The sequence below is a fragment of the Streptococcus sp. D7B5 genome (assembly GCF_029691405.1).
Taxonomy (GTDB): Bacteria; Bacillota; Bacilli; order Lactobacillales; family Streptococcaceae; genus Streptococcus.
In genome coordinates, this window is sequence record NZ_CP121467.1 from 1,296,121 (window position 1) to 1,323,028 (window position 26,908).

15 protein-coding genes, 14 tRNA genes and 3 rRNA genes are annotated in these 26,908 nt (G+C 44.8%); 3 read left to right on the top strand and 29 right to left on the bottom strand.

Annotated elements, in window-relative coordinates; translation table 11 throughout:
- Nucleotides 1-117: 117 nt before the first annotated feature.
- Both P8P68_RS06295 and tgt read right to left on the bottom strand, forming a co-directional pair.
- Nucleotides 118-1,935 (bottom strand): acyltransferase family protein, encoded by a 1,818-nt coding sequence (locus P8P68_RS06295; RefSeq protein WP_278275777.1) that lies wholly within the window; start codon nucleotides 1,933-1,935, stop codon nucleotides 118-120.
- Nucleotides 1,936-2,068: 133 nt separating this feature from the next.
- Nucleotides 2,069-3,211 (bottom strand): tRNA guanosine(34) transglycosylase Tgt, encoded by a 1,143-nt coding sequence (gene tgt / locus P8P68_RS06300; RefSeq protein WP_001285237.1) that lies wholly within the window; start codon nucleotides 3,209-3,211, stop codon nucleotides 2,069-2,071.
- A gap of 116 nt (nucleotides 3,212-3,327) precedes the next feature.
- On the opposite strand from tgt, the gene P8P68_RS06305 reads away from it, so the two are divergent.
- The gene (locus P8P68_RS06305) at nucleotides 3,328-4,185 is read left to right on the top strand and encodes a DUF975 family protein (protein ID WP_000876914.1); all 858 of its coding nucleotides are present in this window, start codon (nucleotides 3,328-3,330) and stop codon (nucleotides 4,183-4,185) included.
- A gap of 178 nt (nucleotides 4,186-4,363) precedes the next feature.
- On the opposite strand, the gene P8P68_RS06310 is transcribed toward P8P68_RS06305, so the two are convergent.
- The 27 genes from P8P68_RS06310 to P8P68_RS06440 form a co-directional block, all read right to left on the bottom strand.
- Nucleotides 4,364-5,575, bottom strand: a complete 1,212-nt coding sequence (locus tag P8P68_RS06310; RefSeq protein ID WP_000745991.1) for a LysM domain-containing protein — start codon at nucleotides 5,573-5,575, stop codon at nucleotides 4,364-4,366.
- A 165-nt stretch (nucleotides 5,576-5,740) separates the two neighbouring features.
- Nucleotides 5,741-6,361, bottom strand: a complete 621-nt coding sequence (locus P8P68_RS06315; protein ID WP_001172833.1) for an HAD family hydrolase — start codon at nucleotides 6,359-6,361, stop codon at nucleotides 5,741-5,743.
- 3 nt (nucleotides 6,362-6,364) lie between these two features.
- Complete coding sequence (locus P8P68_RS06320; RefSeq protein ID WP_278275778.1) at nucleotides 6,365-7,645, bottom strand: MATE family efflux transporter; 1,281 nt, start codon at nucleotides 7,643-7,645, stop codon at nucleotides 6,365-6,367.
- Nucleotides 7,646-7,705: 60 nt separating this feature from the next.
- Entirely contained in the window at nucleotides 7,706-9,190 is a 1,485-nt protein-coding gene (thrC, locus tag P8P68_RS06325; RefSeq protein ID WP_000177122.1) for a threonine synthase, read from the bottom strand.
- A gap of 75 nt (nucleotides 9,191-9,265) precedes the next feature.
- The gene (locus tag P8P68_RS06330) at nucleotides 9,266-10,543 is read right to left on the bottom strand and encodes a gamma-glutamylcysteine synthetase (protein WP_278275779.1); all 1,278 of its coding nucleotides are present in this window, start codon (nucleotides 10,541-10,543) and stop codon (nucleotides 9,266-9,268) included.
- Nucleotides 10,544-10,717: 174 nt separating this feature from the next.
- Nucleotides 10,718-10,801: transfer RNA gene (locus tag P8P68_RS06335), tRNA-Leu, on the bottom strand.
- A 9-nt stretch (nucleotides 10,802-10,810) separates the two neighbouring features.
- Nucleotides 10,811-10,882 (bottom strand) — tRNA-Gln (locus tag P8P68_RS06340).
- A 13-nt stretch (nucleotides 10,883-10,895) separates the two neighbouring features.
- Nucleotides 10,896-10,968, bottom strand: a tRNA-His gene (locus P8P68_RS06345).
- Between the two features lie 14 nt (nucleotides 10,969-10,982).
- Nucleotides 10,983-11,053: transfer RNA gene (locus P8P68_RS06350), tRNA-Trp, on the bottom strand.
- Nucleotides 11,054-11,064: 11 nt separating this feature from the next.
- Nucleotides 11,065-11,145 (bottom strand) — tRNA-Tyr (locus P8P68_RS06355).
- A 17-nt stretch (nucleotides 11,146-11,162) separates the two neighbouring features.
- Nucleotides 11,163-11,235, bottom strand: a tRNA-Phe gene (locus P8P68_RS06360).
- Nucleotides 11,236-11,238: 3 nt separating this feature from the next.
- Nucleotides 11,239-11,312: transfer RNA gene (locus P8P68_RS06365), tRNA-Met, on the bottom strand.
- An 11-nt stretch (nucleotides 11,313-11,323) separates the two neighbouring features.
- Nucleotides 11,324-11,413, bottom strand: a tRNA-Ser gene (locus P8P68_RS06370).
- Nucleotides 11,414-11,419: 6 nt separating this feature from the next.
- Nucleotides 11,420-11,491: transfer RNA gene (locus P8P68_RS06375), tRNA-Glu, on the bottom strand.
- Between the two features lie 11 nt (nucleotides 11,492-11,502).
- Nucleotides 11,503-11,576, bottom strand: a tRNA-Ile gene (locus P8P68_RS06380).
- Between the two features lie 35 nt (nucleotides 11,577-11,611).
- A tRNA-Gly gene (locus P8P68_RS06385) sits at nucleotides 11,612-11,682 on the bottom strand.
- Nucleotides 11,683-11,687: 5 nt separating this feature from the next.
- Nucleotides 11,688-11,760, bottom strand: a tRNA-Val gene (locus P8P68_RS06390).
- A 105-nt stretch (nucleotides 11,761-11,865) separates the two neighbouring features.
- Nucleotides 11,866-11,981 (bottom strand): 5S ribosomal RNA (rrf, locus tag P8P68_RS06395).
- Between the two features lie 76 nt (nucleotides 11,982-12,057).
- A 23S ribosomal RNA gene (locus tag P8P68_RS06400) occupies nucleotides 12,058-14,960 on the bottom strand.
- Nucleotides 14,961-15,082: 122 nt separating this feature from the next.
- Nucleotides 15,083-15,155 (bottom strand) — tRNA-Ala (locus P8P68_RS06405).
- Nucleotides 15,156-15,206: 51 nt separating this feature from the next.
- Nucleotides 15,207-16,754, bottom strand: a 16S ribosomal RNA gene (locus P8P68_RS06410).
- The 16S, 23S and 5S rRNA genes sit together here with 14 tRNA genes alongside, the layout of an rRNA operon.
- A gap of 230 nt (nucleotides 16,755-16,984) precedes the next feature.
- A tRNA-Glu gene (locus P8P68_RS06415) sits at nucleotides 16,985-17,056 on the bottom strand.
- A 187-nt stretch (nucleotides 17,057-17,243) separates the two neighbouring features.
- Nucleotides 17,244-18,704 (bottom strand): glutamate--tRNA ligase, encoded by a 1,461-nt coding sequence (gene gltX, locus P8P68_RS06420; protein WP_000031047.1) that lies wholly within the window; start codon nucleotides 18,702-18,704, stop codon nucleotides 17,244-17,246.
- 127 nt (nucleotides 18,705-18,831) lie between these two features.
- Nucleotides 18,832-20,181: a glucose-6-phosphate isomerase gene (locus tag P8P68_RS06425; protein WP_000018248.1), complete on the bottom strand. Its 1,350-nt coding sequence runs from the start codon at nucleotides 20,179-20,181 to the stop codon at nucleotides 18,832-18,834.
- Nucleotides 20,182-20,349: 168 nt separating this feature from the next.
- Nucleotides 20,350-21,039, bottom strand: a complete 690-nt coding sequence (locus tag P8P68_RS06430; RefSeq protein WP_033629221.1) for a gamma-glutamyl-gamma-aminobutyrate hydrolase family protein — start codon at nucleotides 21,037-21,039, stop codon at nucleotides 20,350-20,352.
- A gap of 138 nt (nucleotides 21,040-21,177) precedes the next feature.
- Nucleotides 21,178-22,944, bottom strand: coding sequence for an ABC transporter ATP-binding protein (locus P8P68_RS06435; RefSeq protein WP_000859993.1), 1,767 nt, complete (start codon nucleotides 22,942-22,944; stop codon nucleotides 21,178-21,180).
- A 1-nt stretch (nucleotide 22,945) separates the two neighbouring features.
- The gene (locus P8P68_RS06440) at nucleotides 22,946-24,652 is read right to left on the bottom strand and encodes an ABC transporter ATP-binding protein (protein WP_278275780.1); all 1,707 of its coding nucleotides are present in this window, start codon (nucleotides 24,650-24,652) and stop codon (nucleotides 22,946-22,948) included.
- A 206-nt stretch (nucleotides 24,653-24,858) separates the two neighbouring features.
- Here P8P68_RS06440 and P8P68_RS06445 point away from each other — a divergent pair, with 206 nt between their 5' ends.
- A complete protein-coding gene (locus P8P68_RS06445) occupies nucleotides 24,859-25,875 on the top strand; it encodes an NAD(P)H-dependent glycerol-3-phosphate dehydrogenase (RefSeq protein ID WP_278275781.1) in 1,017 nt (338 codons plus the stop codon).
- Nucleotides 25,876-25,896: 21 nt separating this feature from the next.
- Nucleotides 25,897-26,796 carry a UTP--glucose-1-phosphate uridylyltransferase GalU gene (gene galU, locus P8P68_RS06450; RefSeq protein WP_000811022.1) on the top strand — a complete coding sequence of 300 codons (900 nt, stop codon included), beginning with the start codon at nucleotides 25,897-25,899 and terminating at the stop codon, nucleotides 26,794-26,796.
- Nucleotides 26,797-26,908: the final 112 nt, after the last annotated feature.

Sequence of the window (26,908 nt, forward strand, 5' to 3'; positions counted from 1 at the left end):
GATTCTAGAATTTATTATGTCAATTACATTATAAACCTTTCTTTTTCATTTGTAAATGGTATAGACCTATTTTCTAGAGATATTTTAAAAGAGCTGGATTTTTCCAACTCTTTAATTTTATTTTGATTTTACAGGCAGTTCTTGAGCAGCCTTTACAGCAGCTGCAATCGTCTCTGCGTAAAGTTTAGCACCTTCTTCAATCATGTTGCTATCATTTCCAAAGTGGACTTGGTCGGTTCCAGCCCAGATTTCAGGATGTTCCTTAGCAACCTTATTCCAGTCAGCGATGCTCACGTAAGGATTCTTTTCAGCTAATTCCCGTGCATAAGCCGCATACTGCTCCACTGATGTGTAAGTGTCCTTGCTCTTGTCTCCCTCATAAGGTGTCACCAGTATCAGATGGTGTCCTTTCGGTAGATTGTTCACGATGCTGTCCAAATCATTCTTGTAACCTTCAGGATTGTTGACTCCCGTTGCAATGACGACTGTTTTTAGCAGCGCCTTGTTCTGACTGTTATTGAGCATGATGTCATTGGCTTGCTTGGTCGTTCGACTAACCTGGGCATTGATATTCGCTTCAGGAAGTGCCTCTTGTAAGGCTGTATTGGCACGCAAGGCTACCGAATCTCCTATTAGGCTTGTTCCCTCAGAAATTCCTAGACGACTCAGTTCAGCTTGTTCAGCAAGAGTCTTTGTTTGTCCTATATTGGTCTGGGCTTGTTTGAAACCATTGACCATCAAGTCTGTCTCAAAAGCTCCAACTTGAGGAGCCACAGCTATGATAATCAAGGTAATCAAGGTAAGAATGCCAGCAGCACCAGCACTAATTGGTTTAATATGAGGTAATCGACTAATCTTCCGTATTAAAGGATTGGATTTACCGGCAATCAACGGCTCAATAATATAGAAGGATAGGATAGCAAAGAAATAAGAAAAGATGATCGTCAGAATAACAGCAGGCAGATTACTCATCAAGTGAGAAAAGATAATATAAAAAGGCCAGTGGAAGAGATAAACCGCATAGCTGGTATCCGCTAAAAATGTAATGATCCGAGGTTCTTGTATCTCAGGCGTTTTCTCATGCAAGACACGCGCAGCAAAAATCATGGTCACTGCCGCTAAACTTGCTAGCAAGAAACCAAATAAGTACGCAAACAGGTAGGTGAACTTGACAAAGAAAGTCAAGAGCATTAACACCAAGAGACCTGCAGCAAATACCAGTAGATTCTGACGAATATCCCACATCCGATCAAACTGCTTGACTAAATCGCTCGTCTGACGAACCCCCACAACCGTCGCCAAAATGCTTCCTAAAAAGAAGGGATAGACATGGGTCAAACTTGAAAAGTAGACAGATGAATAGGAACTCGCCATTAGACTACCAATAAACATGGAGAAAAAGCTAATGATAAAAGCTCCAGCAGAAAGGAGAAAGACCATCCCTCTCAATTGACTACTAGATTTTGAACGTTTCGATAAGAACCAAACCGCTAAGCCCCAAAGGATATAGTAGTGAACCTCAACAGCTAGGCTCCAGTTGTGAACAAAGAGATGCGGAATGAACTGGGATTCATAACTACCCCCTGTTAACATTTCGTAGAAGTTGGTCATAAAACCGAGAACTCCAGCTATCTGGCCACCAATTCCAGCAACATAGTCTTGACGAACCAAGAAAGTAAAAGGCATGGTCACCAAAACCATCAGCACCACAGGTGGCACGATGCGGTAAAACCGTCTCTTAAAAAAGCCCAGTAAGTCAATCTGGCGTGCCTTCCCAAATTCTTCTAAAAGGAGGGAGGTGATCAAAAATCCTGAAAAAGTGAAAAAGACATCTACCCCAAAGAAGCCTCCAGGAAAGATCGTTTGAAAGAAGTGGTACAAAAGCACCAAAAGTAAACCTGTAATCCTAATCAAGGAAAACCATTTAATACGCATACGAGTCTATTCTCCATTAAATTAGGAAGCAAAACACCGCCTAATTTCCATTCCATTATACTCCCTATTCTATCAAAAAAATAGGAAAAATCCTAAGAGAAAACTTAGGATTTTGGCATTCTAATTTTACACTTTAGAAATTGCGCCCTGACTTGTTGTAGCCATATTTTTCCACAAAATACTCACGGAATTCCAATAGATTATCATCCATGATGGCTTGACGCACTTGCTTCATCAGATTGAGCAAGAAGTAGAGATTGTGGTAGCTAGTCAAGCGGATACCAAAGGTTTCGTCAGCCTTGAGCAGGTGACGAAGGTAGGCGCGTGTGTAGTTCTTGCATGTGTAGCAATCACACTCAGGATCCAGTGGCGTAAAGTCTTCAGCGAATTGTGCATTTTTGACAACCAAACGACCTTGGCTGGTCATACAAGTTCCGTTACGAGCGATACGAGTCGGCAAGACACAGTCAAACATATCCACACCACGAATCACCCCATCAATCAAGCTATCCGGCGCTCCCACACCCATCAAATAGCGAGGTTTATTTTCAGGCAGCAGTTGAGTTGTAAAGTCCAAGACTGCATTCATTTCTTCATGGGTCTCTCCTACTGCCAAACCACCGATAGAGTAACCAGGGAAGTCCATGCTAACAAGGTCGTGAGCTGACTGACGGCGAAGGTCTTCAAATCCTGCCCCCTGTACAATTCCAAACAAACCTTGGTCATGTGGACGACGGTGAGCCTTCAAGCCACGTTCGGCCCAACGGCTAGTACGCTCGATGGATTTCTTAACGTAGTCGTAAGGTTGGTAAAACTGAGGACATTCATCAAAAGACATCATGATGTCTGAGCCTAAATTGTTCTGAATAGAGATGGCCTTTTCTGGCGATAGGAACATCTTGGAACCATTGAGATGGTTTTTAAAGGTTACTCCTTCTTCGGTGATATTTCGGCTATCTGCTAGGGAATAAACCTGGAAGCCACCACTATCTGTCAAAATTGGTTGGTCCCAGTTCATAAATTTGTGGAGACCACCTGCGCGTGCGATGAGTTCATCTCCAGGGCGAAGCCAGAGATGATAGGTATTAGAGAGGATAATCCCTGATCCCATCTCCTTCAACTCCTCTGGTGACTGGGTCTTGACAGTAGCTTGGGTCCCAACTGGCATAAACATAGGTGTCGGGAAGGTACCGTGCGGGGTGATGATTTCTCCCAGACGAGCTCCCGTGTGTTTCTCTTTCTTAATCAAACGGTATTTGATTGGTGAATCTGACATTTTTTACCTCCGAAGCTGGGAAAAACAGTCCCAGTTCATACTTTGTGCCCAAAGGCATACTGTATGATTTTATCAAAAAAACTAGGAACTGTCACGAACTATGGTATAATGAGAGAATGAAATACCCAAAAATTGATTTAAAAACCATTCGTCTGCAGACGAGGCAGTTTCAGGCTGAAAATCCCCGCCTCTTTCTCGTCTATCTCTTACCTAGCATACTGGTCATCTTATCAGGCTTTCTCAACCCCTTGGCTCGTCTCCAAGAAAGTGTTTTAGAGCAATCCTTTTTCAGCATGCTGGCACAAGTGCTCCAAGCCTATCTCTTCCCACTAGTGGTTTCTTTTTTGAGCACAATTTTTCTAGCAGGTGCTGCTTTTGCGACACTCCGACTCCTCAAGGATCCTGATACAGAACTCTCAGTAAAATCAAGCCTGGCCCTCTTTGCTGAAGAGCGCTTCTCGCAAACCTTCCTCACTCTGCTCCTCAAACGTTTCTACCTCTTTTTATGGAGCATTCCAAACTTAGTAGGCGTTTATTTTCTCTTTTATAGCAATCTCTTAGCTCGGAGATTTGTCGCCCTACATCCTGAATTTCCAAAATTAGACCTCTCATCCCTTGAAACAGAGCAGTTCCTTATGACCTTTGGCCTCTACTTTTTCGCGAGTCTCATCTTGATGATTGTAGGGAACATCCTCTACGTTCCACAATATTATGCCTACTCGCAGGTAGAATTCCTCCTCTGCGATACTCTGGATTTAGGACAGGCTAAACCCCGTCAAATCCTGAAAACCAGCCGTTTCTTGATGAAGGGTTACAAATTCCAGCGCTTTGTCCTCGACCTACAACTACTCCCTTGGTACTTCCTCAACTGGCTCACTTTTGGAATTGCTAGTTTTTCAATCCTTCCCTATATCCAAAACAATCATATCTTCTTTTACAGAGCCCTACTAGCCCGTAAACGTCGAAATGGATAAGAGTCTACAAAAACCAGCGTCGTTCAGGACGCTGGTTTTCTTATTTCAAAAGTAACATACTCAGCAGAGTCAAAATAGCAGGCCCACCTTGCTTCAGAATAATCTTCCCATTCCCCTGAAACTATCACACAAAAAAAGAAGCGGGAACTCAATTAGTTCCCAACTTCCATTTTAATGATTAGTTCATTGATACGTGAACGTGGTCATAGTGGTTTTCGGTCACACTACCACGATCCGGCATTGGATTCCACGTGTAGGCTGGTCCATATTTACTATCGTATGGAGCGTAGAAACGTTGTTTCCAGATGATATAGTTGATACCACGGCTAGCCATATTTTTGACTGCATATTCCGCGATTTGATCACCAAGTGCTGAACTCACTGGAACCATGAAGTCGATGGCCAAACCTTTACCATGGTCCCCACTGTCACCAGGACGGTAGCCACTAAAGGATGTAATCCCAAACAAGTTGGCTACTTCTTCTTTAAAGGCTGCAGTTTGTGGTTGAAGACCAGCATTCTCAGACTTAGCTACAGCAAGTCCTGCATAGTCAGGAGCTGCTGGAGCTGAATATGTTCTTGAAGGAGTTTGGCTTTGCTCTGCTTGATAAGTCGAAGTTGCAGTGTCAGAAGTTGCTGTTGATGCTGCTGTTTCTTCTGTTGCACTTGTTCCTGTTGTATCAGCAGGCGTTTCAGTTGCCGGCGCAGCTGCTACTGGTGCTTCTGCTGGAGTTGTTGCTGCCGTTTCTTCGGTAGCTGGAGTCGCCACTTGTGGAGCTTCTTCAACTGGGCGAGTTGTTTCTGCTACTGGTGCTTCCGCTGGAGTCGTTTCAGCTGTTTCTTCAGCTACAGGTGTTTCTGTAGATGGTGTCTCTTCAGCAACTGTCCCTGTCTCAGAAACTTCTGAACTTGGCGCTACTTCTGCTGGTTTTTCATTCTCTGTTGCAGTTGGAGTTTCCTCAATTGGTTGAGAAAGGTCTTCTACTTGAACTGTTTGTTCATCGACGGTTACTTGGTTGGTCGTCAAATCAGCTGTCGCAGTCGTCACTTCTTCACTAGAATCTGCTTGAGGTGTCTGGATTTCAACTTCCGTCACCTCTTCTGCCTCATTGACAGTTGTAGTGAGGACAGTATCTGGGAAAATCAAGTCCATATTGGTGATTTTGTTCAAATTAGCAAGAACGGTTACATCAACTCCCAAAGCTTCTGCAATCGTGCTCAGGGTATCACCATACTGAACTGTATAGCTGTTTTTGTTCTCGTTTTTCGTCACGTCATTTTGGATTTGCTCAACGGTACGTGCTGTCCATGCAATTTCTTCCGCTTGAGTTGCCAATGCTGGCGCAAAAGACAAGGCTACTGTTGAGGCTAAGATAATTCTTTTCTTCATTCGTTCACATTCCTTTCAAATGAGTACCTGTCTATCATAACACAAAAAAAGCAGAAAAAAAGCCCTCTCGGGCCTATTTAACAGAACTGACCATTCCTTGTAACAAACTCGATCAGTTGAAATAGTTTGTTAGGTTTCTGTCACAAAACTGACACACTCTTCTCGTTACTTATCCTCAAAAATATAAGGAATATCTGCTAGTGCTTGAATCTTCTGATTCCCTTCATAAAATGACTCTAAAAAGTTAATGCTTTGAAGACCACTATTCTGGGCAAATTCCACATCCAAAGTCCGATCCCCTATATAATAGGTGTTATCAGGATCCAACTGATACTTGTCTAGCAGATATGTCGCCGCCTCTGGACCGGGCTTGCGTGCAAAACCACTCTGATTAGTTAAAATCTCTGTGAAATAAAATTCCAAACCCAAGTCTCTTAGAATGGTAAGCGCATTGTCCCCCTTATGAGTATAGACAAACTGCTGAATCCCTGCTTGGTCTGCCCAAGCTAGCACTTCACGCGCACCTGGCATCAAAACTACCTGGGCATTTTTCTCAGACAAGCTCTGGGCACGTACCTGATTGAGCACTTCCGCATCCAGATTTCTCTCTTCTGCCACCTGCTCCAGCAAATCCTGCACAGAAAACTTGAGGATAAACTCTCTCACTTTCTCCTTATCATAAGGAATAGAAAACTGAGCAAAGGTCTCCTCAATCCCTGACAAAATCGCTTCGTATGAGTCCAATAAAGTCCCGTCCAAATCCCAAATAAAAGCTGTTTTTTGCATCTCCTATCCTTTCAAGCTCATATAACGCTGGTAACGGTAACGTAGAAATAACCAACGGAAACCATTATCCAAGAGAGTCCCTGCCCAAATACCAGGCAAGCCCCAACCAAGAACAATACCCATCAGATAAGCTGTCCCTATACGGATACACCACATCCCAATACTTGTCGCATAAAAGGGGAGGCGAGCATTTCCCAAACCCTGCCAAACTGCCGTATAAATAACTGTCCCTGTCGCCATGGGGGTTCCTAGTAGAGAGAACAGCGCCACCAAAACGCTCGCTTCGACTGCTACAGGATCGGTCGTATAGAGATGAGTCAGTGGTGTTCCTAAGGCATAGATACTGAAAGTTAAGGGCAACATGAGAAGCAGGGAAAGCCAAAAGGTTTGTTTGCTCAAACTAGCGACTCTTTCCCAATTATCCTCTCCAACTGCTCGAGCTACCAGCATGACCGTTGCCGTAGCGACGCCAAAGGCAGGCATATAGTTAAACTGGGTCAAGACTTCTCCGACTGCATTCCCCGCTACTGCCTCCGTTCCAAAAGAAACGACCAAGGCAATGATGACGACGTCTCCAGCCCGCATCATGAGACGTTCCCCTGCCGCTGGCAAAGCCAAGGTCAGTAAGTCTTTATCCAGTCCAAAAGTCGGTTTCTCAAAGGGCAGCTTTAATTGCGACCACAAAATCACAAAACCAACCAAGCGAGACAAGATGGTCCCCCAAGCAACACCCGCTATGCCCATATCAAGGACAAAAATAGCTAGACTTGAAAAAAGAATATTTAAGGCATTGGATAAAAAACTAACATAGAGGGGTAGACGCGGATTATGCGTTGCACGAATCAAGGCACCCAAACTCGTCATCAAGCCCAAGAGAACAATCGATCCACCCACCAAAGATAGGTAGAGTCCACCACTCTCGGCCACATCCTGCTCAGTTCCCAAGAGCCCTATCATCTCTTGCCCAGCAAAGAGCGATAAAGCGCCTAAAAGTGCACTCAGCAATAGGGTTATCTTGAGAGCCTCTGTCACGTGATAAGCCAACTTGGACTGATCTTTCTGCCCCAAACTTTTTGAAATAACACTGGAGATAGCAGCTCCCAGAGCGATGAAAATGGCCTGGTAAATGGTGATAATATTGCCAGCCACTGAAACACCTGAAATAGCGATTAAGCCCAAGTGAGCGACCAAGTAACTATCCACCATGCCCATAAGCATCTGCAAAAAGTTTTCACCCATAGCTGGCAATGCAATATTAAGAATGACTTTATTTTTCTTAAACAATCTCTCCTCCTGATGAAAAGAAACTCAGTTGGTTTCCCAACCGAGTTTACTCCCTCTGTCTTAAAGTCCTAGATAAGCCTCAACCGCTGCTTGCATGTCAGCAGCTGCCACTGTTGTTTTATGACGAACTGGAGCTGTTTCAAGGCCATCCACTGCTGGTGGCACTGCCACTCCTGAAATGTCATGCAATTGAGCCAAGGCTTCAAAGTCAGTCAAGCCTGCTTTTCCTGTTACCGCTTCTACGGCCACCACTGGGAACTTGTAAGGACTAGCTGTTGAAGCAATCACTGTCTTAGTCGCATCGCCAGTAGCCGCTTGGTATTTTCTATAAACAGCTGAGGCAACCGCCGTATGTGGATCCTCAATATAGGCATCTGTTTGATAAACACGTTTAATTTCTGCTGCTGTTTCTTCCTCAGTCGCATATTCAGCTGCAAAGAGTTCCAAAATCGCTGCATCAAAGTCTATCAATTCATATTGTCCTTGTGTACTCAAGGCATTCATGAGTTCAGCAGTCTTAACCGCATCATTCCCCAAAAGATGGAAAATCAAACGCTCCAAGTTTGAAGATACCAAGATATCCATAGATGGGCTAGTTGTTACCTTAAACTCACGTTTCTTATCGTAAACACGTGTCTTGAAGAAGTCTGTCAAAACATTGTTGTCATTTGAAGCACAGATTAATTTGCCAACTGGAAGACCGATTTGTTTAGCATAAAAGGCAGCCAAAATATTTCCAAAGTTTCCTGTTGGTACTGTGAAGTTGACCTTATCACCAGCTACAATCTCACCAGACTTGACCAACTGAGCATAAGCATAAACATAGTAGACAATCTGTGGCACCAAACGACCAATGTTCATAGAGTTAGCTGATGAAAATTGCAACTTGTTCGCTGCCAATTTTTCACGAAGAGCTACATCGTTGAACATGTGCTTCACATTTGTTTGCGCATCATCAAAGTTTCCATCAATAGCGATAACATGAGTATTGTCGCCAGTCTGAGTAGTCATTTGCAACTCTTGCACCTTGCTGACACCATCCTTTGGATAAAAGACGATAATCTCAGTTCCAGGCACATCGGCAAACCCTGCCATAGCAGCTTTCCCAGTATCACCAGATGTCGCTGTCAAAATGACAATCTTGTTCTCCAAACCATGCTTTTTAGCGGCTGTCGTCATAAAGTACGGCAAGATAGACAAGGCCATATCTTTAAAGGCAATCGTTGAACCATGGAACAATTCCAAGTTGTATTGCCCATCCAGTTTCACCAATGGCGCAATAGCTGGAGTATCAAACTTGCTATCGTAGGCATTGTTGATACAGTAGTCCAACTCCTCAGCCGTAAAGTCATCTAAAAATGCTGATAAAACTAATTTAGCCACTTCTTGGTAAGAAGCATCCTTTAATGTGTCAAAGTCCAAATCAACCTTTGGATAAGAAAGCGGTGTAAACAAACCACCATCCGTCGCCAATCCTTGCAAAATAGCTTGGCTGGCAGTTACTGTATTATTGGCATCACGCGTTGATTGATAAACTAATGTCATGAATCTCTATCCTTTATCTATAGTCTCTTCCATTATATCACGATTTTTCAGAAAATTCTCCCTTTATAAGAGAAATTATAATCCCAATTCTTTCTTCAAAGGCTCTAAATAAACCATTTCTTGCTTATCTCTTTTCTCCAGTCCTTCCTCAGCTAGGGTGAGTAAATCTTTAGAAAACTCGAGAACCGCAGCTTCTTCTTCATCTGTGAGTTGTTTTTTAGAAAATTGTCGTCTTAAAAGCTTATAATCACGACCAGCTGTGGTAAAAAATGGAGCAGTTCGCAAGTAAGCTTCAAGCTTGTCTAAATGAACCAACAAGCCCAAGTGAAAAGCAGCAGAAGCAAAGGTCCTATCAAGCGGCTGAGTACACACACTACGAAACTCAACTGTTCCTCGAGTCGTTAAGTCTTGGTACTGGTAACTACGATGAGTTTGGAAATCTTCCTCCTGAGGGTGAATTAACACCTCATCCCCATTAAGGGTAAATGCTTGGATTTCAGGTGTAGCCAAATAGTCCCTAGCCTGAATCGGATAAAAATAATAGGTCTGCCCATCACGCTCCGCAGTAAAAATCGCAGAATGATTTAGATAGTCAAAAAAATCATCCTCATCTTTAAATAATCTAGTATTGACACCTACATTCTCTGGATAGATACCATGCATGGATTCTTCCCAAAAAATATCTCTCGAAATTTTGGTATCCCAATCTGCACCTGAAAACTCAGAATTGGCAAATAAAAAGGCTTTAGCTGCTTCAATTTGTGTAAAAGCATTAATAACACGCAGGTAGTTGGACCTTGAAACGTCTAGTTGAACCTGACTTCCACAGATAAAGGCACCATACTCAGGAAAATCATGTAAACCTCTACTAGTCTTACTTCTACTTAAGTTCAAGTAAGCCATCAACATCTGATAGCGGGGATAAGCCACTGAACAATTCTCATTTTTATCCCAGTTGGGATGAATGCCGCAGCCAACAATAGCATGATTAGCTTCACCCAATTTATTCTGAATCGTAGCCATATAGAAGTTAAGGCGTTCTTCTACCTCTTGGATAGATTCGGCCTTTCCGAATGCAAACTCAATCGTCGTATAAGCAACCTCAAACAAGATCGTATCTTGGCTGACTGGATCAAGCAACTGAATTGGATTCCCAAAATCATCCACTTTTTCGATAGTAAAGCCCAGTACTGATGGTAAATACCGAAAGAGATCCTTAACAACTTCACCATCTGTAGCTTTACCCTCTAAATTTACAATAGGATATTCTAACTCAATCCCAATAAATAAATCTGGGTGCTCTTTTATATTCTTTAAGTAACGTTTCTTTAGTAATTCAACAGACCGAGACATTAATCACCAAACTCTTTCATAATCAAAATAAATTGTGAATAAGTAATATTATACCAAAAATACACTAAAAATGACTAGAATAAGAAGAAAAAGATGATTCATCAGTTATCTGTACTTAATCAAAATCTTTACCAAAACAAAAAACAAGGTCCGAAAACCTTGTCTTTATTACTATACCGGCGGCCGGGGTCGAACCGGCACGTCCTTGCGGACACTGGATTTTGAGTCCAGCGCGTCTGCCAATTCCGCCACGCCGGCAAATAGTAACTGGGGTAGCTGGATTCGAACCAACGCATGAGGGAGTCAAAGTCCCTTGCCTTACCGCTTGGCTATACCCCAATAATATAAAATAGGCGAGTGATGGGGATCGAACCCACGCATGCCAGAGCCACAATCTGGTGTGTTAACCACTTCACCACACCCGCCATAATCATATTAACACGGGCAGTAGGAATTGAACCCACACTGAAGGTTTTGGAGACCTTAGTTCTACCTTTAAACTATGCCCGTAACTAAAGTAATGGAAGGGGAGGGATTCGAACCCCCGAACCCGAAGGAGCGGATTTACAGTCCGCCGCGTTTAGCCTCTTCGCTACCCTTCCAAGTTATAAATAAAATATGGCGCGAGACGGAATCGAACCGCCGACACATGGAGCTTCAATCCATTGCTCTACCAACTGAGCTACCGAGCCAAATTGCGGGAGCAGGATTTGAACCTACGACCTTCGGGTTATGAGCCCGACGAGCTACCGAGCTGCTCCATCCCGCGTTAATATAAAAAGGAGGATGTGGGATTCGAACCCACGCACGCTTTTACACGCCTGACGGTTTTCAAGACCGTTCCCTTCAGCCGGACTTGGGTAATCCTCCAATAAATAGTCCGTACGGGATTCGAACCCGTGTTACCGCCGTGAAAAGGCGGTGTCTTAACCCCTTGACCAACGGACCATATTTATAAATGGGCACGAGTGGACTCGAACCACCGACCTCACGCTTATCAGGCGTGCGCTCTAACCACCTGAGCTACGCGCCCAAGTTTAAAAAACTTGGTAATTGAACAAAGTTCAAAGCGGGTGACGAGAATCGAACTCGCGACAACAGCTTGGAAGGCTGTAGTTTTACCACTAAACTACACCCGCTAAAATGGGAGTTAACGGGATCGAACCGCTGACCCTCTGCTTGTAAGGCAGATGCTCTCCCAGCTGAGCTAAACTCCCAAAGGGCGGAGTCTAGCTCATCCAACGGTAAGAAACTTTGTTTCTCTCATCCGCCGATTGTAATTTCGATTTCCTCTCAATTACAACTAAGCTAAACTCCCTCGAGCTAAGCGACTTCCATATCTCACAGGGGGCAACCCCCAACTACTTCCGGCGTTCTAGGGCTTAACTACTGTGTTCGGCATGGGTACAGGTGTATCTCCTAGGCTATCGTCACTTAACTCTGAGTAATACCTACTCAAAATTGAATATCTATCAAATACCAAGAAAACCTCACACTTCGTATTCTCAGTTACTTTGGATAAGTCCTCGAGCTATTAGTATTAGTCCGCTACATGTGTCGCCACACTTCCACTTCTAACCTATCTACCTGATCATCTCTCAGGGCTCTTACTGATATAAAATCATGGGAAATCTCATCTTGAGGTGGGTTTCACACTTAGATGCTTTCAGCGTTTATCCCTTCCCTACATAGCTACCCAGCGATGCCTTTGGCAAGACAACTGGTACACCAGCGGTAAGTCCACTCTGGTCCTCTCGTACTAGGAGCAGATCCTCTCAAATTTCCTACGCCCGCGACGGATAGGGACCGAACTGTCTCACGACGTTCTGAACCCAGCTCGCGTGCCGCTTTAATGGGCGAACAGCCCAACCCTTGGGACCGACTACAGCCCCAGGATGCGACGAGCCGACATCGAGGTGCCAAACCTCCCCGTCGATGTGAACTCTTGGGGGAGATAAGCCTGTTATCCCCAGGGTAGCTTTTATCCGTTGAGCGATGGCCCTTCCATACGGAACCACCGGATCACTAAGCCCGACTTTCGTCCCTGCTCGAGTTGTAGCTCTCGCAGTCAAGCTCCCTTATACCTTTACACTCTGCGAATGATTTCCAACCATTCTGAGGGAACCTTTGGGCGCCTCCGTTACCTTTTAGGAGGCGACCGCCCCAGTCAAACTGCCCGTCAGACACTGTCTCCGATAGGGATAACCTATCCGGGTTAGAGTGGCCATAACACAAGGGTAGTATCCCAACAACGTCTCCTTCGAAACTGGCGTCCCGATCTCATAGACTCCTACCTATCCTGTACATGTGGTACAGACACTCAATATCAAACTGCAGTAAAGCTCCATGGGGTCTTTCCGTCCTGTCGCGGGTAACCTGCATCTTCACAGGTACTAAAATTTCACCGAGTCTCTCGTTGAGACAGTGCCCAAATCATTACGCCTTTCGTGCGGGTCGGAACTTACCCGACAAGGAATTTCGCTACCTTAGGACCGTTATAGTTACGGCCGCCGTTTACTGGGGCTTCAATTCATACCTTCGGATTACTCCTAAGCACTCCTCTTAACCTTCCAGCACCGGGCAGGCGTCACCCCCTATACATCATCTTACGATTTAGCAGAGAGCTGTGTTTTTGATAAACAGTTGCTTGGGCCTATTCACTGCGGCTGACCTAAAGTCAGCACCCCTTCTCCCGAAGTTACGGGGTCATTTTGCCGAGTTCCTTAACGAGAGTTCTCTCGCTCACCTGAGGCTACTCGCCTCGACTACCTGTGTCGGTTTGCGGTACGGGTAGAGTATGTTTAAACGCTAGAAGCTTTTCTTGGCAGTGTGACGTCACTAACTTCGCTACTAAACTTCGCTCCCCATCACAGCTCAATGTTATAGATATAAGCATTTGACTCATATCACACCTCACTGCTTAGACAGACACTTCCATTCGTCTGCTTTAGTTAGCCTACTGCGTCCCTCCATCACTACATACTCTAGTACAGGAATATCAACCTGTTGTCCATCGGATACACCTTTCGGTCTCTCCTTAGGTCCCGACTAACCCAGGGCGGACGAGCCTTCCCCTGGAAACCTTAGTCTTACGGTGGACAGGATTCTCACCTGTCTTTCGCTACTCATACCGGCATTCTCACTTCTATGCGTTCCAGCACTCCTCACGGTATACCTTCTTCACACATAGAACGCTCTCCTACCATACCTATAAAGGTATCCACAGCTTCGGTAAATTGTTTTAGCCCCGGTACATTTTCGGCGCAGGGTCACTCGACTAGTGAGCTATTACGCACTCTTTGAATGAATAGCTGCTTCTAAGCTAACATCCTAGTTGTCTGTGCAACCCCACATCCTTTTCCACTTAACAATTATTTTGGGACCTTAGCTGGTGGTCTGGGCTGTTTCCCTTTCGACTACGGATCTTAGCACTCGCAGTCTGACTGCCGACCATAATTCATTGGCATTCGGAGTTTATCTGAGATTGGTAATCCGGGATGGACCCCTCACCCAAACAGTGCTCTACCTCCAAGAATCTTGATGTCGACGCTAGCCCTAAAGCTATTTCGGAGAGAACCAGCTATCTCCAAGTTCGTTTGGAATTTCTCCGCTACCCACAAGTCATCCAAGCACTTTTCAACGTGCCCTGGTTCGGTCCTCCAGTGCGTCTTACCGCACCTTCAACCTGCTCATGGGTAGGTCACATGGTTTCGGGTCTACGACATGATACTAAGGCGCCCTATTCAGACTCGGTTTCCCTGCGGCTCCGTCTCTTCAACTTAACCTCGCATCATATCGTAACTCGCCGGTTCATTCTACAAAAGGCACGCTCTCACCCATTAACGGGCTCGAACTTGTTGTAGGCACACGGTTTCAGGTTCTATTTCACTCCCCTCCCGGGGTGCTTTTCACCTTTCCCTCACGGTACTGGTTCACTATCGGTCACTAGGGAGTATTTAGGGTTGGGAGATGGTCCTCCCAGATTCCGACGGGATTTCTCGTGTCCCGCCGTACTCAGGATACTGCTAGGTACAAAGACTATTTTAAATACGAGGCTATTACTCTCTTTGGCTGATCTTCCCAAATCATTCTTCTATAATCTTTGAGTCCATATTGCAGTCCTACAACCCCGAAGAGTAAACTCTTCGGTTTGCCCTCCTGCCGTTTCGCTCGCCGCTACTAAGGCAATCGCTTTTGCTTTCTCTTCCTGCAGCTACTTAGATGTTTCAGTTCACTGCGTCTTCCTCCTCACATCCTTAACAGATGCGGGTAACAGGTAGTACCTGTTGGGTTCCCCCATTCGGAAATCCCTGGATCATCGCTTACTTACAGCTACCCAAGGCATATCGTCGTTTGTCACGTCCTTCTTCGGCTCCTAGTGCCAAGGCATCCACCGTGCGCCCTTATTAACTTAACCTTATTTTTTGACCTTTCAGTCATAAACTCTTTTAATACTACAGCGTTTCGGTTTATTTTCTTGTTACTATTTGATATAGATATTCAATTTTCAATGTGCATTACTTGGTGATCTCTCACCAATGGAGCCTAGCGGGATCGAACCGCTGACCTCCTGCGTGCAAAGCAGGCGCTCTCCCAGCTGAGCTAAGGCCCCACAAGACCTCTCAAGACTAAACAAGACCAATGTGCAGTTCCTTATCCTTAGAAAGGAGGTGATCCAGCCGCACCTTCCGATACGGCTACCTTGTTACGACTTCACCCCAATCATCTATCCCACCTTAGGCGGCTGGCTCCAAATGGTTACCTCACCGACTTCGGGTGTTACAAACTCTCGTGGTGTGACGGGCGGTGTGTACAAGGCCCGGGAACGTATTCACCGCGGCGTGCTGATCCGCGATTACTAGCGATTCCGACTTCATGTAGGCGAGTTGCAGCCTACAATCCGAACTGAGACTGGCTTTAAGAGATTAGCTTGCCGTCACCGGCTTGCGACTCGTTGTACCAGCCATTGTAGCACGTGTGTAGCCCAGGTCATAAGGGGCATGATGATTTGACGTCATCCCCACCTTCCTCCGGTTTATTACCGGCAGTCTCGCTAGAGTGCCCAACTGAATGATGGCAACTAACAATAGGGGTTGCGCTCGTTGCGGGACTTAACCCAACATCTCACGACACGAGCTGACGACAACCATGCACCACCTGTCACCTCTGTCCCGAAGGAAAACTCTATCTCTAGAGCGGTCAGAGGGATGTCAAGACCTGGTAAGGTTCTTCGCGTTGCTTCGAATTAAACCACATGCTCCACCGCTTGTGCGGGCCCCCGTCAATTCCTTTGAGTTTCAACCTTGCGGTCGTACTCCCCAGGCGGAGTGCTTAATGCGTTAGCTGCGGCACTAAACCCCGGAAAGGGTCTAACACCTAGCACTCATCGTTTACGGCGTGGACTACCAGGGTATCTAATCCTGTTTGCTCCCCACGCTTTCGAGCCTCAGCGTCAGTTACAAGCCAGAGAGCCGCTTTCGCCACCGGTGTTCCTCCATATATCTACGCATTTCACCGCTACACATGGAATTCCACTCTCCCCTCTTGCACTCAAGTTAAACAGTTTCCAAAGCGTACTATGGTTAAGCCACAGCCTTTAACTTCAGACTTATCTAACCGCCTGCGCTCGCTTTACGCCCAATAAATCCGGACAACGCTCGGGACCTACGTATTACCGCGGCTGCTGGCACGTAGTTAGCCGTCCCTTTCTGGTAAGATACCGTCACAGTGTGAACTTTCCACTCTCACACTCGTTCTTCTCTTACAACAGAGCTTTACGATCCGAAAACCTTCTTCACTCACGCGGCGTTGCTCGGTCAGACTTCCGTCCATTGCCGAAGATTCCCTACTGCTGCCTCCCGTAGGAGTCTGGGCCGTGTCTCAGTCCCAGTGTGGCCGATCACCCTCTCAGGTCGGCTATGTATCGTTGCCTTGGTGAGCCGTTACCTCACCAACTAGCTAATACAACGCAGGTCCATCTGGTAGTGATGCAATTGCACCTTTTAAGTAAATGTCATGCAACATCTACTCTTATGCGGTATTAGCTATCGTTTCCAATAGTTATCCCCCGCTACCAGGCAGGTTACCTACGCGTTACTCACCCGTTCGCAACTCATCCGCTCGGTGCAAGCACCAAGCTTCAGCGTTCTACTTGCATGTATTAGGCACGCCGCCAGCGTTCGTCCTGAGCCAGGATCAAACTCTCATTAAAAGTTTGAGTTCTCACTCATTTCTGTCACTGACAGATTTATTGTTTTTCATTGTTCAGTACTATAACATCAGTTATAGTGCCCTGCACATTGGTTCGTCTTGTTCAGTTTTCAAAGGTCTTTGTCACTCATTCTCTCTCAAGCGACAACTATATTAGTATATCACAGCCATCTGTCTCTGTCAACAGATTTTTTAAACTTTTTTCAAGTTTTTTTAACCACAATACACCCATAGTCCGTACGGGATTCGAACCCGTGTTACCGCCGTGAAAAGGCGGTGTCTTAACCCCTTGACCAACGGACCTGAGCTTTTCGACTCTTTCTATTATACCTTCTTTTCTCCCTTTGTCAAGAACTTTTTTCCATCCTATACAAATTCTTGGAAGACAATCAAAAAGAGCCAGACTATCTGACTCTTTTGATTTTTAATTCAAAGGGCCTTCTCTTACTCTCCAAGAAAGGATGAGCTCATATCCCTATATTTTTCCTACTTATTTAGAAATCTGCTTCAGCATGTTTTCAATATGCTGAATTGATTTTTCACGTCCGAGCAAGAAAATGGTGTCTGGTAATTCTGGTCCATGCATTTCACCTGAAACGGCGATACGGATTGGCATAAATAGATTCTTACCTTTAATACCTGTTTCTTTTTGGACTGCTTTGATTTGTGGGAAGATGTTTTCTGTCACAAACTCCTCATCTGTCATTGCTTCTAGTTTCGCTTTGAAGGCTTCTAGAACAACCGGAACGGTTTCTCCTGCCATGACCTCGCGCTCAGCATCTGTCAGTTCTGGGAAATCTGAGAAGAAAAGGTCTGTCAATGGAACGATTTCGTCCACTGACTTCATTTGTGGTTTATAGAGTTCCACCAATTTTTCAGCCTTATCAGTCAAACGTCCTGCTTCTTCTAGGAATGGTTTTGCCATCTCAAAGATAGTTGCTAAGTCAGCTCTCTTGATGTAGTCGTTACTCATCCAGTCTAGTTTCTTCTGGTCGAAGGCTGCTGGAGACTTGCTGAGGCGATTTTCATCAAAGAGCTTGATGAGTTCTTCACGAGAGAAGATTTCATCTTCCCCACCAGGATTCCAACCAAGAAGGGCAATAAAGTTAAAGACTGCTTCTGGAAGGTACCCTTTCTTACGGTAGTCTTCGATAAATTGAAGGGTATTAGTATCGCGTTTAGATAACTTCTTACCAGTTTCAGAGTTGATAATCAAGGTCATGTGACCGAACTCAGGTGCATCCCAACCAAGCGCTTCATAAACCATGAGCTGTTTTGGGGTGTTGGCAATGTGGTCATCTCCGCGAATAACATGGGAAATTTGCATGTCATGATCATCGATGACAACGGCAAAGTTGTAAGTTGGGTAGCCATCTTTCTTCTGAATCACCCAGTCACCGCCGATGTTGCCACCTTCAAACTCGATATCATCTTTGACCATATCATGCCATTTGTAGATACCAGATTCATTAACAGCCAAACGAACAGTTGGGATGATACCGGCTGCTTCACGTTCTGCAATGTAAGCCGCCTTTTCTTCTTCGCTCATGCCAAGATATTCATTGATGTAGCGTGGTGTTTCGCCAGCTTCTTCTTGGCGTTCGCGCTCTGCTGCCAACTCTTCTTCTGTAACGTACGATTTGTAGGCTTTTCCTTCAGCTAGCAATTGGTCGATGTATCTTTGATAGAGTTCCAAACGCTCTGATTGGCGGTAGTTTTCATGAGTTTCTGGACTTTCATCCCAGTCAATTCCCAACCAGCGAAGATTTTCAAGCTGTGAACGTTCACCATCCTCGACATGGCGTTTACGGTCAGTATCTTCGATACGAATGATAAAAGTTCCACCATGATGGCGTGCGTAAAGGTAGTTAAACAATGCTGTACGGGCATTTCCGATGTGTAGGAGTCCTGTTGGACTTGGTGCGTAGCGTACGCGGATATCTTTTGACATAGTTTCTCCTATAAAGTCTCTAGGCGTCTGCCTTTTTGCTTTCTATATTATATCACAAGTCTCGCCTGAGTCCAATGTCTACGAATAAAGAGAGTAAAAAGAGTGGACAAGCCACTCTTTTCTTCTATTATAGACGTGCGTTAAGCTCTTTGCTCAATTCTTCAAATCCTGGTTTTCCAAGAAGGGCAAACATGTTACGTTTGTAGGCTTCAACACCTGGTTGGTCAAATGGGTTGATGGCATTCAAGTAACCTGAAAGGGCAATTGCCAATTCGAAGAAGTAGATCGTGTAACCAAGAGTGAAGGCATCTTGCTCTGGAAGGGTGACGTACATGTTTGGTACATCACCGTCAGTGTGGGCAAGAAGAACACCGTCAGTTGCTTTTTTGTTTACAAAGTCAACGTCTTTTCCTTGAAGGTAACCAAGTCCGTCAAGGTCTTCTTCCAAAGTAGGAATGATCACGTTCTTACGTGGTTTGTCCACACGGACAACTGTTTCAAACATGATACGAGTTCCTTCTTGGATAAATTGACCCAATGAGTGCAAGTCAGTTGAGAAGTTTGCTGAAGTTGGGTAAATACCTTTTTGGTCTTTCCCTTCTGACTCACCAGCCAATTGTTTCCACCATTCTGAGAAGTATTGAAGTGATGGCTCGTAGTTTACCAAGATTTCAGTAGCGTAACCTTTACGGTAAAGGATGTTACGAACTGCTGCGTATTGGTAAGCTTCATTTTCTGAAAGTTTGTCTGAAGTATAGTCTTTACGAGCTGCGTTCGCACCTTCCATAAGAGCTTTGATGTCTGCACCTGATGCTGCGATTGGAAGCAATCCAACTGCTGTCAATACTGAGAAGCGTCCACCGATATCATCTGGAACCACAAATGTTTCCCAACCGTTGGCATCTGCTTCAACCTTAACAGCACCTTTTTGGCGGTCAGTTGTTGCGTAGATACGTTTGTTAGCTTCTTCTTGTCCGTATTTCTTAACCAAGAGTTCTTTGAAGACACGGAAAGCGATCGCTGGTTCAGTTGTTGTACCTGATTTAGAAATCACGTTTACTGAGAAGTCTTTGTCAGCTACGTACTCTACCAAGTCAGCAAGGTAAGTAGATGAGATTGAGTTTCCTGCGTAAAGGATTTGTGGAGCTTTGCGTTCTTCTTTTGTTTGCAAGTTAGCAAAGTGGTGGTTCAAGAAGTCGATAGCTGCTTTGGCACCAAGGTAAGATCCACCGATACCAATTACAACCAAGACATCGCTGTCTGATTTGATTTGCTCAGCAGCTTTCAAGATGCGGTCGAATTCTTCGCGGTCGTAGTTTTCAGGAAGGTCCAACCAACCCAAAAAGTCGCTACCAGCACCAGTTCCTTTACGAATCAGTTCGTCTGCAGCTGTTACTTGTGCTTGCATGTATTCCACTTCATGTGGAGCAACAAATTTGTCTAAAACTTTTGAATAATCAAATTTAATATGTGACATGATAATCCTCCATAATTTCTTCTTTACTATCATAACGCTTACCAGCAATTTTTTCAAGTTTTTATACTGAATTTCCTCAAATTTTATCACAATTCAAACGTTTGCGTAAAAATGCTAAAATATAAAAAATCTGAAAGGACGAATAAAAACGGCTAGAGATTCTAACCGTTACAATTCATTTAATAAATACTCAAAGAGTTCTAAATTGCCGTCTTCTTCATTGACCAGAAACTCTGGGTGCCACTGCAAGCCGATGATACGATGCTCGTCGACAGACTCGATCGCTTCGATGGTCTGATCTCTTGGATCAATAGCAGTCACACGGAAATTAGGCGCCAGGTCTTTGATGCTTTGACGATGGACTGAATTTACTTGACTTTCTTTGCCAAACAACTTAGCCACCACGCTTCCTTCTACTGTCTCAATAGAATGAGATGTTCCAAAAGGCAAGCCTTGCCAGTGACCTTCAATTTCTTGGTGGAGGGTGCCGCCAAAAGCAACATTGACCAGCTGGACACCACGACAGATTGCCATAATTGGTTTATTCTGACGAAGGGCTTCTTTCAAGAGAGCTAGTTCAAACTCATCGCGTACAAGGTTGTAATCATCGCTCTCAATGGTCTTTTTCTCTCCATAAAACTGAGGATGGACATTTTGCCCACCTGTCAAGATGAGTTTGTCAATCATTTCCACATAATCGCGAACAATGGACTCATCCCCTACAGGAATTACTAAAGGAAGACCTCCGACTTGACGAATGCTCTCTGCAAATTTACAGGATACAGATGAATGAATGTTTTTCCCTTCTGCATCTACAGGACATAGATTTGCAGCAACTCCTACAACCGTTCTAGCCATGATGTGTCTCCTTTCGATTTTCTTGCGACAGTCTTATCTTATCACTCCAACCCTTTCCTGTCTAATATGTTTTTTAAAAGACCGTGATAAGTATTTTTTATGGATAAGAAAAAGCTGCCCAAAAGGACAACTTTTTTCTTATTCAAATACAAATTGATTATGATAGAGTTCTGAGTAGAAACCGCCGAGTTTGAGCAACTCGTGATGATTCCCACGTTCAATGACCTCTCCATCTTTGAGGACAATAATCTGATCGGCATTGAGGATGGTCTTGAGACGATGGGCAATGACAAAACTGGTTCGTCCTGCTACAACTGCCTCCATGGCATGTTGAATCTTGCTTTCTGTTACGGTATCGACATTGGAAGTCGCTTCATCTAAGATTAGGACTTGAGGATCTGTCATCAAGGTCCGAGCGATGGAAATCAATTGTTTCTGCCCAGTCGAGAAGATATTCTGCTCATCATCAATAAGGGTATCATACTTATCAGGCAGGCTTTCAATGTAGTCATGAATATGAGTTGCCTTGGCAGCTGCTTCGACCATTTCCTGACTGGCATCTGGTACACCGAAGCGGATATTGTCTCGGATTGTCCCACTAAACAAGACCGAATCCTGCAAGACAATCCCGACCTTGCTCCGCAGGCTATCCAAGTCATAGTCACGGATGTCTTTTCCATCAAAGGAAATGCTACCTGCATCCACATCGTAGAAACGATTGATGAGGTTCATGATGGTTGTTTTTCCCGAACCAGTCGGACCGACAACTGCTATCATCTGCCCCTTAGGAGCTGAAATGCTGACATCTTTTAAAATCGGCTTGTCTGGCACATAAGAGAAATCAATGTGACTGATTTCAACGCCTTCTCGCAATTCCGTAAAGGCAGGCGCATTTTGCGGACGAATCTCTTCTTCTGCATCGAACATTTCTTGGATACGATCCGCCCCAGTAAAGGCCAACTGGAGGCTCCCCCAACTCGCAGCCACCTGGATAATCGGCTGGTAGTACTGCTGAGAAAATTGGGTAAACATGACGATCAAACCTAGGGCTGTCGTTGTTTCGATACTTGGATCGTTCAGCAAGACCGCAGAACCTGCAAAAATAACGATGGCCGTATTGACCAAGCTCATCCCATTCATAACAGGAAAGAGGATGCCTGAGAACATTCTCCCTTTAAAGGTTGCCTTGCGCACGCGCTCATTTTGCTCCACAAAGCCTGCTACGATGTCGTCTTGAATTCCTTGTACGATAACAGCTTTCTGTCCAGAAATACTCTCATCCATGTAGGCGTTGAGTTTCCCAACCTCTTTTTGCTGGAGATTGGTGTACTTGCGGGCCATCTTCACGATGAAAACCAACATGAGAAAGGCCACTGGGGTGCTGGCTACTGTTATCAGGGCTAGCGTCACATTTCTTGAAAACATGACAAAAATCAAACCGATGTAAAGAGCAATATTGCTCATGACCTGAACTAGGCTTTCATTGAAGGCTTGAAGGATGTTATCCAAGTCACTCGTGAAGCGAGAAAGGATGTCGCCATCCTGATGGCGGTCAAAGAAAGAAACCGTCAAACGAGAGAGTTTGCCAAAGAGGCCCTTACGCATCTCATTTGTTGACTCAGCAATCACACGGGTCATCAAGGTCATGTAAATCAAACTGGATACCACTAGGGCGAGAACAACCAGAGCTAGATTCAGCATCAGAGCTGACAAACTCTGCCAGGCTAGTTCGGAAGTTCCATTTTGATAAGCCAGAACTAGGTTAGCGAGCTCCGTCACTGCTTGACCTGAAAAAACTGGAAAGAGGGCTTGGGCAATCGTCGCAACTGCAACCATCAGAACCACAATGACAAAGGAGAACTTGTAAACTTTAAAATAATTCCAGAAAAATCGAACGGTTTTCATTTTATTCCTCCTTTCCCTTTTGTGTTTCGTAGATTTCGCGGTAGACGGCATTGCTAGCTACCAAGTCCGCATGCCTTCCTTCTCCAATCAAACGCCCTTGATCCAAGACTAAAATCTTGTCTGCATGGACGACTGAACTGATTTTTTGAGCGATGATAATGGTTGTCGTTCCTTTCAGGTCTTTGTTCAAAGCTTCCTGTACGAGTCTCTCTGACTTGGCATCCAAGGCTGAAGTCGAATCGTCAAAAATCAGGATACGGGGATTGCTGACAATCCCACGGGCAATGGACATCCGCTGCTTTTGTCCACCAGAAAAGTTAGTGCCACGTTCTTCGACCTGACTCTCAAATTTGTTTTCCATACGCCCGATAAATTCGCTGGCCTGGGCAATCCGTGCTGCACGTTCCATTTCTGACAAGCTGGCATTGCCTTTTCCTTGACGAAGATTATCTGCAATGGTTCCACTAAAGAGTATAGCACGTTGCAAGACGATGGAAACTGTTTTACGCAAGGTTCCCTCGCTGACGTCTCGAATATCCTTGCCACCAATCTTGATAGATCCCTCTTGTGGATCAAACAGTCGTGGTATTAACTGAGCCAAGGTGGACTTCCCTGCTCCAGTAGCCCCAACCACACCGACCATCTGACCAGGCGCAACATCAAAGGTTACATTCTTCAGCATAGGTTCGTCATCATTAGGATAGGTAAAGGTTACATTTTCAAAAGAGAGACTTCCTTCTAACTCTTCGTCTGGGAGATCTTTAAAGGTCATCGCTGGCTCGGTATCTAGAATCTCGCGGATACGACGCAAGGAAATCATGGCACGACTGACAGAATTTCCTAAAAAGCCAACCATGATAATAGTAAAGATAATCTGGCTGAGATAATTGATAAAGGAAGCAATCGAACCCACTACAGATGGATCTGACTGCGCCATTCCGGCCACTAACCAGATTGAAAGGAAAACCGCTCCATAGCCCACTAGCATCATAACAGGTTCTATAACTGAAAAGGCATAACCGATATAAAGATTTTGTCCGAGAAGTTCATCAGAAACATCGGTAAATTTGTCAAATTGTGCTTTTTCTTGTACAAAGGATTTGACCACGCGCACTCCACGTAGATTTTCTTTGGCGATAGCATTGATCCGTTCAAGAAGGGTTTGAAACTTAGCAAATCGTGGCCCCATCATCCCCATCATGATGGCTGTTAGTGCAAAGATTAGGAGCACCATGAGGACAATCACCCACCAAAGTGACGGAAGAGTGTGAACCGCCAAGATAAAGGAACCGATAAAGAGAAGAGGGAGACGGAAGAGAATTTGAAAAGCCATCATCACCACATTCTGAATTTGGTTGATATCATTGGTCATTCGGACGACAAGGTTGCCGGCATTAAACTGCTCGATATTGGCATAAGAAAAGGTCTGGATCTTGCGAAAAGCGTCTTCACGAAGGTCCGAAGACACTCCTTGAGCAATATAGGCTGCAAGCGTTACATTGACCCCACCTGCAACCAGACCAACTAGGGCTACCCCTATCAACCAAGCGCCAATACTATAAATAGCCTCATGTTGACCGGCCAACAAAGCCTCTAACACCTCTTGCAAATAGCGCGGTTGCAAGAGCGAGCTCGCAACCATCAAGCCTGTCATCATTAAGGATGCCAAGGCCTGCCATTTATAGGTTTTTATTTTTTTAATGAGCATATTTCCTCCTAATAAAATAGATTAAGGGAGCGACATCCTGCGTCAGCTCCTTCTCATTCGTTCATATTGATGCTATTCTAGCAAAAAAGAGACATCTTGTCAAAGAAGTCTCCTTATTATAAATTAGTGCGCTCTCATCTACAGGTGATGCATGAAAAGGCTTTTTATGGTAAAATGAAAGGAAGAACTCTTACAAGGAGGAAAAGATGAAGAAACAAACCATCGCTGTCTTGGGTCCTGGTTCTTGGGGAACTGCCCTTTCGCAGGTCCTAAACGACAATGGACACGAGGTTCGAATTTGGGGAAATATTTCTGACCAAATTGATGAAATCAATAACCAACATACAAACAAACGCTACTTCAAAGATATCCTACTCGACGAAAAAATCAAAGCCTATCATGATTTAGAAGAAACACTAAAGGATGTGGATGCTGTTTTATTTGTAGTCCCAACAAAAGTAACGAGACTGGTTGCCCAACAAGTAGCAAAGGTGCTCAATCACAAGGTTGTCATCATGCATGCCTCCAAAGGATTGGAACCAGATAGCCACAAACGTCTATCAACTATTCTTGAAGAGGAAATTCCAGTCGATCTCCGTAGTGAAGTCGTCGTTGTTTCAGGACCTAGCCATGCTGAGGAAACTATTGTACGGGATATTACCTTGATCACGGCAGCCTCTAAAGACCTTGAAACGGCCCAGTACGTCCAAAATCTCTTTAGCAATCACTACTTCCGTCTCTATACTAATACGGATGTTATCGGAGTTGAAACCGCTGGTGCTCTCAAAAACATTATCGCAGTTGGCGCTGGAGCACTACATGGTCTAGGATTTGGCGACAATGCCAAGGCGGCTATCATTGCCCGTGGCTTGGCTGAAATCACCCGTCTAGGGGTCGCTCTTGGAGCTAACCCTCTGACTTATAGCGGGCTTTCTGGAGTTGGAGATTTGATTGTAACTGGTACATCTGTCCACTCTCGTAACTGGAGGGCAGGTGATGCTCTCGGTCGTGGAGAATCCCTCGCAGACATCGAAGCCAACATGGGCATGGTCATCGAAGGCATTTCAACAACTCGAGCAGCTTACGAACTGGCTAAGGAATTGGGTGTCTACATGCCAATCACACAGGCTATTTACCGAGTTATCTACGAAGGTGTCAATATCAAAGAAGCAATCACTGACATCATGAGCAATGAATTTAAAGCAGAAAACGAATGGTCATAGACCTTTATAGAAAGGAACATCATGAAACAAAAAGTCAGAAAAGCAGTCATCCCAGCCGCTGGATTGGGAACTCGCTTCCTCCCAGCAACTAAGGCCTTGGCCAAGGAAATGTTGCCAATCGTAGACAAGCCAACTATCCAGTTTATCGTTGAAGAAGCCCTCAAGTCTGGAATCGAAGATATCTTGGTTGTTACTGGTAAGTCAAAACGTTCTATCGAGGACCACTTCGACTCAAACTTCGAATTGGAATACAACCTCAAAGAAAAAGGGAAAACAGATCTTTTGAAGCTGGTGGATGAGACAACCGGCATGCGCCTGCATTTTATCCGTCAAACACATCCACGTGGTCTCGGAGATGCTGTCTTGCAAGCCAAAGCTTTCGTCGGAAATGAACCTTTTGTCGTTATGCTTGGTGATGACTTGATGGATATCACGGACGAAAAGGCTGTTCCACTTACCAAACAACTCATGGATGACTACGAGCGTACACACGCGTCCACTATCGCTGTTATGCCAGTCCCTCATGACGAAGTATCTGCTTATGGGGTTATTGCTCCGCAAGGAGAAGGGAAAGACGGTCTTTACAGCGTTGAAACCTTCGTTGAAAAACCTGCGCCAGAGGATGCTCCTAGCGACCTTGCTATTATTGGACGCTACCTCCTCACTCCTGAAATTTTCCAAATCCTCGAAAATCAAGCTCCAGGTGCAGGAAATGAAATTCAGCTGACAGATGCAATCGATACCCTCAATAAAACACAACGTGTATTTGCTCGTGAGTTCAAAGGAGCTCGTTACGATGTCGGAGATAAGTTTGGCTTTATGAAAACATCCATCGACTACGCTCTCAAACACCCACAAGTCAAAGACGACTTGAAAGACTACCTCATCCAACTTGGGAAAGAGTTAGCTGAGGGGGAATAGAAGAAAAACAAAGCTCTTAAATAAGGGCTTTGTTTTTTGTTGACGATTGCAACAAAAAAGCCATCTTTGCAGATGACTTATTAGCAACCGAATCGGTGCTCGCATTTAACTA

Bases quoted from the DNA above. Each gene is read 5' to 3' on its own strand.
- P8P68_RS06425 (WP_000018248.1), bottom strand. From the start codon at position 20,181: ATGTCACATATTAAATTTGATTATTCAAAAGTTTTAGACAAATTTGTT.
- P8P68_RS06440 (WP_278275780.1), bottom strand. From the start codon at position 24,652: ATGCTCATTAAAAAAATAAAAACCTATAAATGGCAGGCCTTGGCATCC.
- P8P68_RS06305 (WP_000876914.1), top strand. From the start codon at position 3,328: ATGAAATACCCAAAAATTGATTTAAAAACCATTCGTCTGCAGACGAGG.
- tgt (WP_001285237.1), bottom strand. From the start codon at position 3,211: ATGTCAGATTCACCAATCAAATACCGTTTGATTAAGAAAGAGAAACAC.
- P8P68_RS06445 (WP_278275781.1), top strand. From the start codon at position 24,859: ATGAAGAAACAAACCATCGCTGTCTTGGGTCCTGGTTCTTGGGGAACT.
- P8P68_RS06315 (WP_001172833.1), bottom strand. From the start codon at position 6,361: ATGCAAAAAACAGCTTTTATTTGGGATTTGGACGGGACTTTATTGGAC.
- P8P68_RS06310 (WP_000745991.1), bottom strand. From the start codon at position 5,575: ATGAAGAAAAGAATTATCTTAGCCTCAACAGTAGCCTTGTCTTTTGCG.
- gltX (WP_000031047.1), bottom strand. From the start codon at position 18,704: ATGTCAAAAGATATCCGCGTACGCTACGCACCAAGTCCAACAGGACTC.
- galU (WP_000811022.1), top strand. From the start codon at position 25,897: ATGAAACAAAAAGTCAGAAAAGCAGTCATCCCAGCCGCTGGATTGGGA.
- P8P68_RS06430 (WP_033629221.1), bottom strand. From the start codon at position 21,039: ATGGCTAGAACGGTTGTAGGAGTTGCTGCAAATCTATGTCCTGTAGAT.
- P8P68_RS06435 (WP_000859993.1), bottom strand. From the start codon at position 22,944: ATGAAAACCGTTCGATTTTTCTGGAATTATTTTAAAGTTTACAAGTTC.
- P8P68_RS06295 (WP_278275777.1), bottom strand. From the start codon at position 1,935: ATGCGTATTAAATGGTTTTCCTTGATTAGGATTACAGGTTTACTTTTG.
- P8P68_RS06330 (WP_278275779.1), bottom strand. From the start codon at position 10,543: ATGTCTCGGTCTGTTGAATTACTAAAGAAACGTTACTTAAAGAATATA.
- thrC (WP_000177122.1), bottom strand. From the start codon at position 9,190: ATGACATTAGTTTATCAATCAACGCGTGATGCCAATAATACAGTAACT.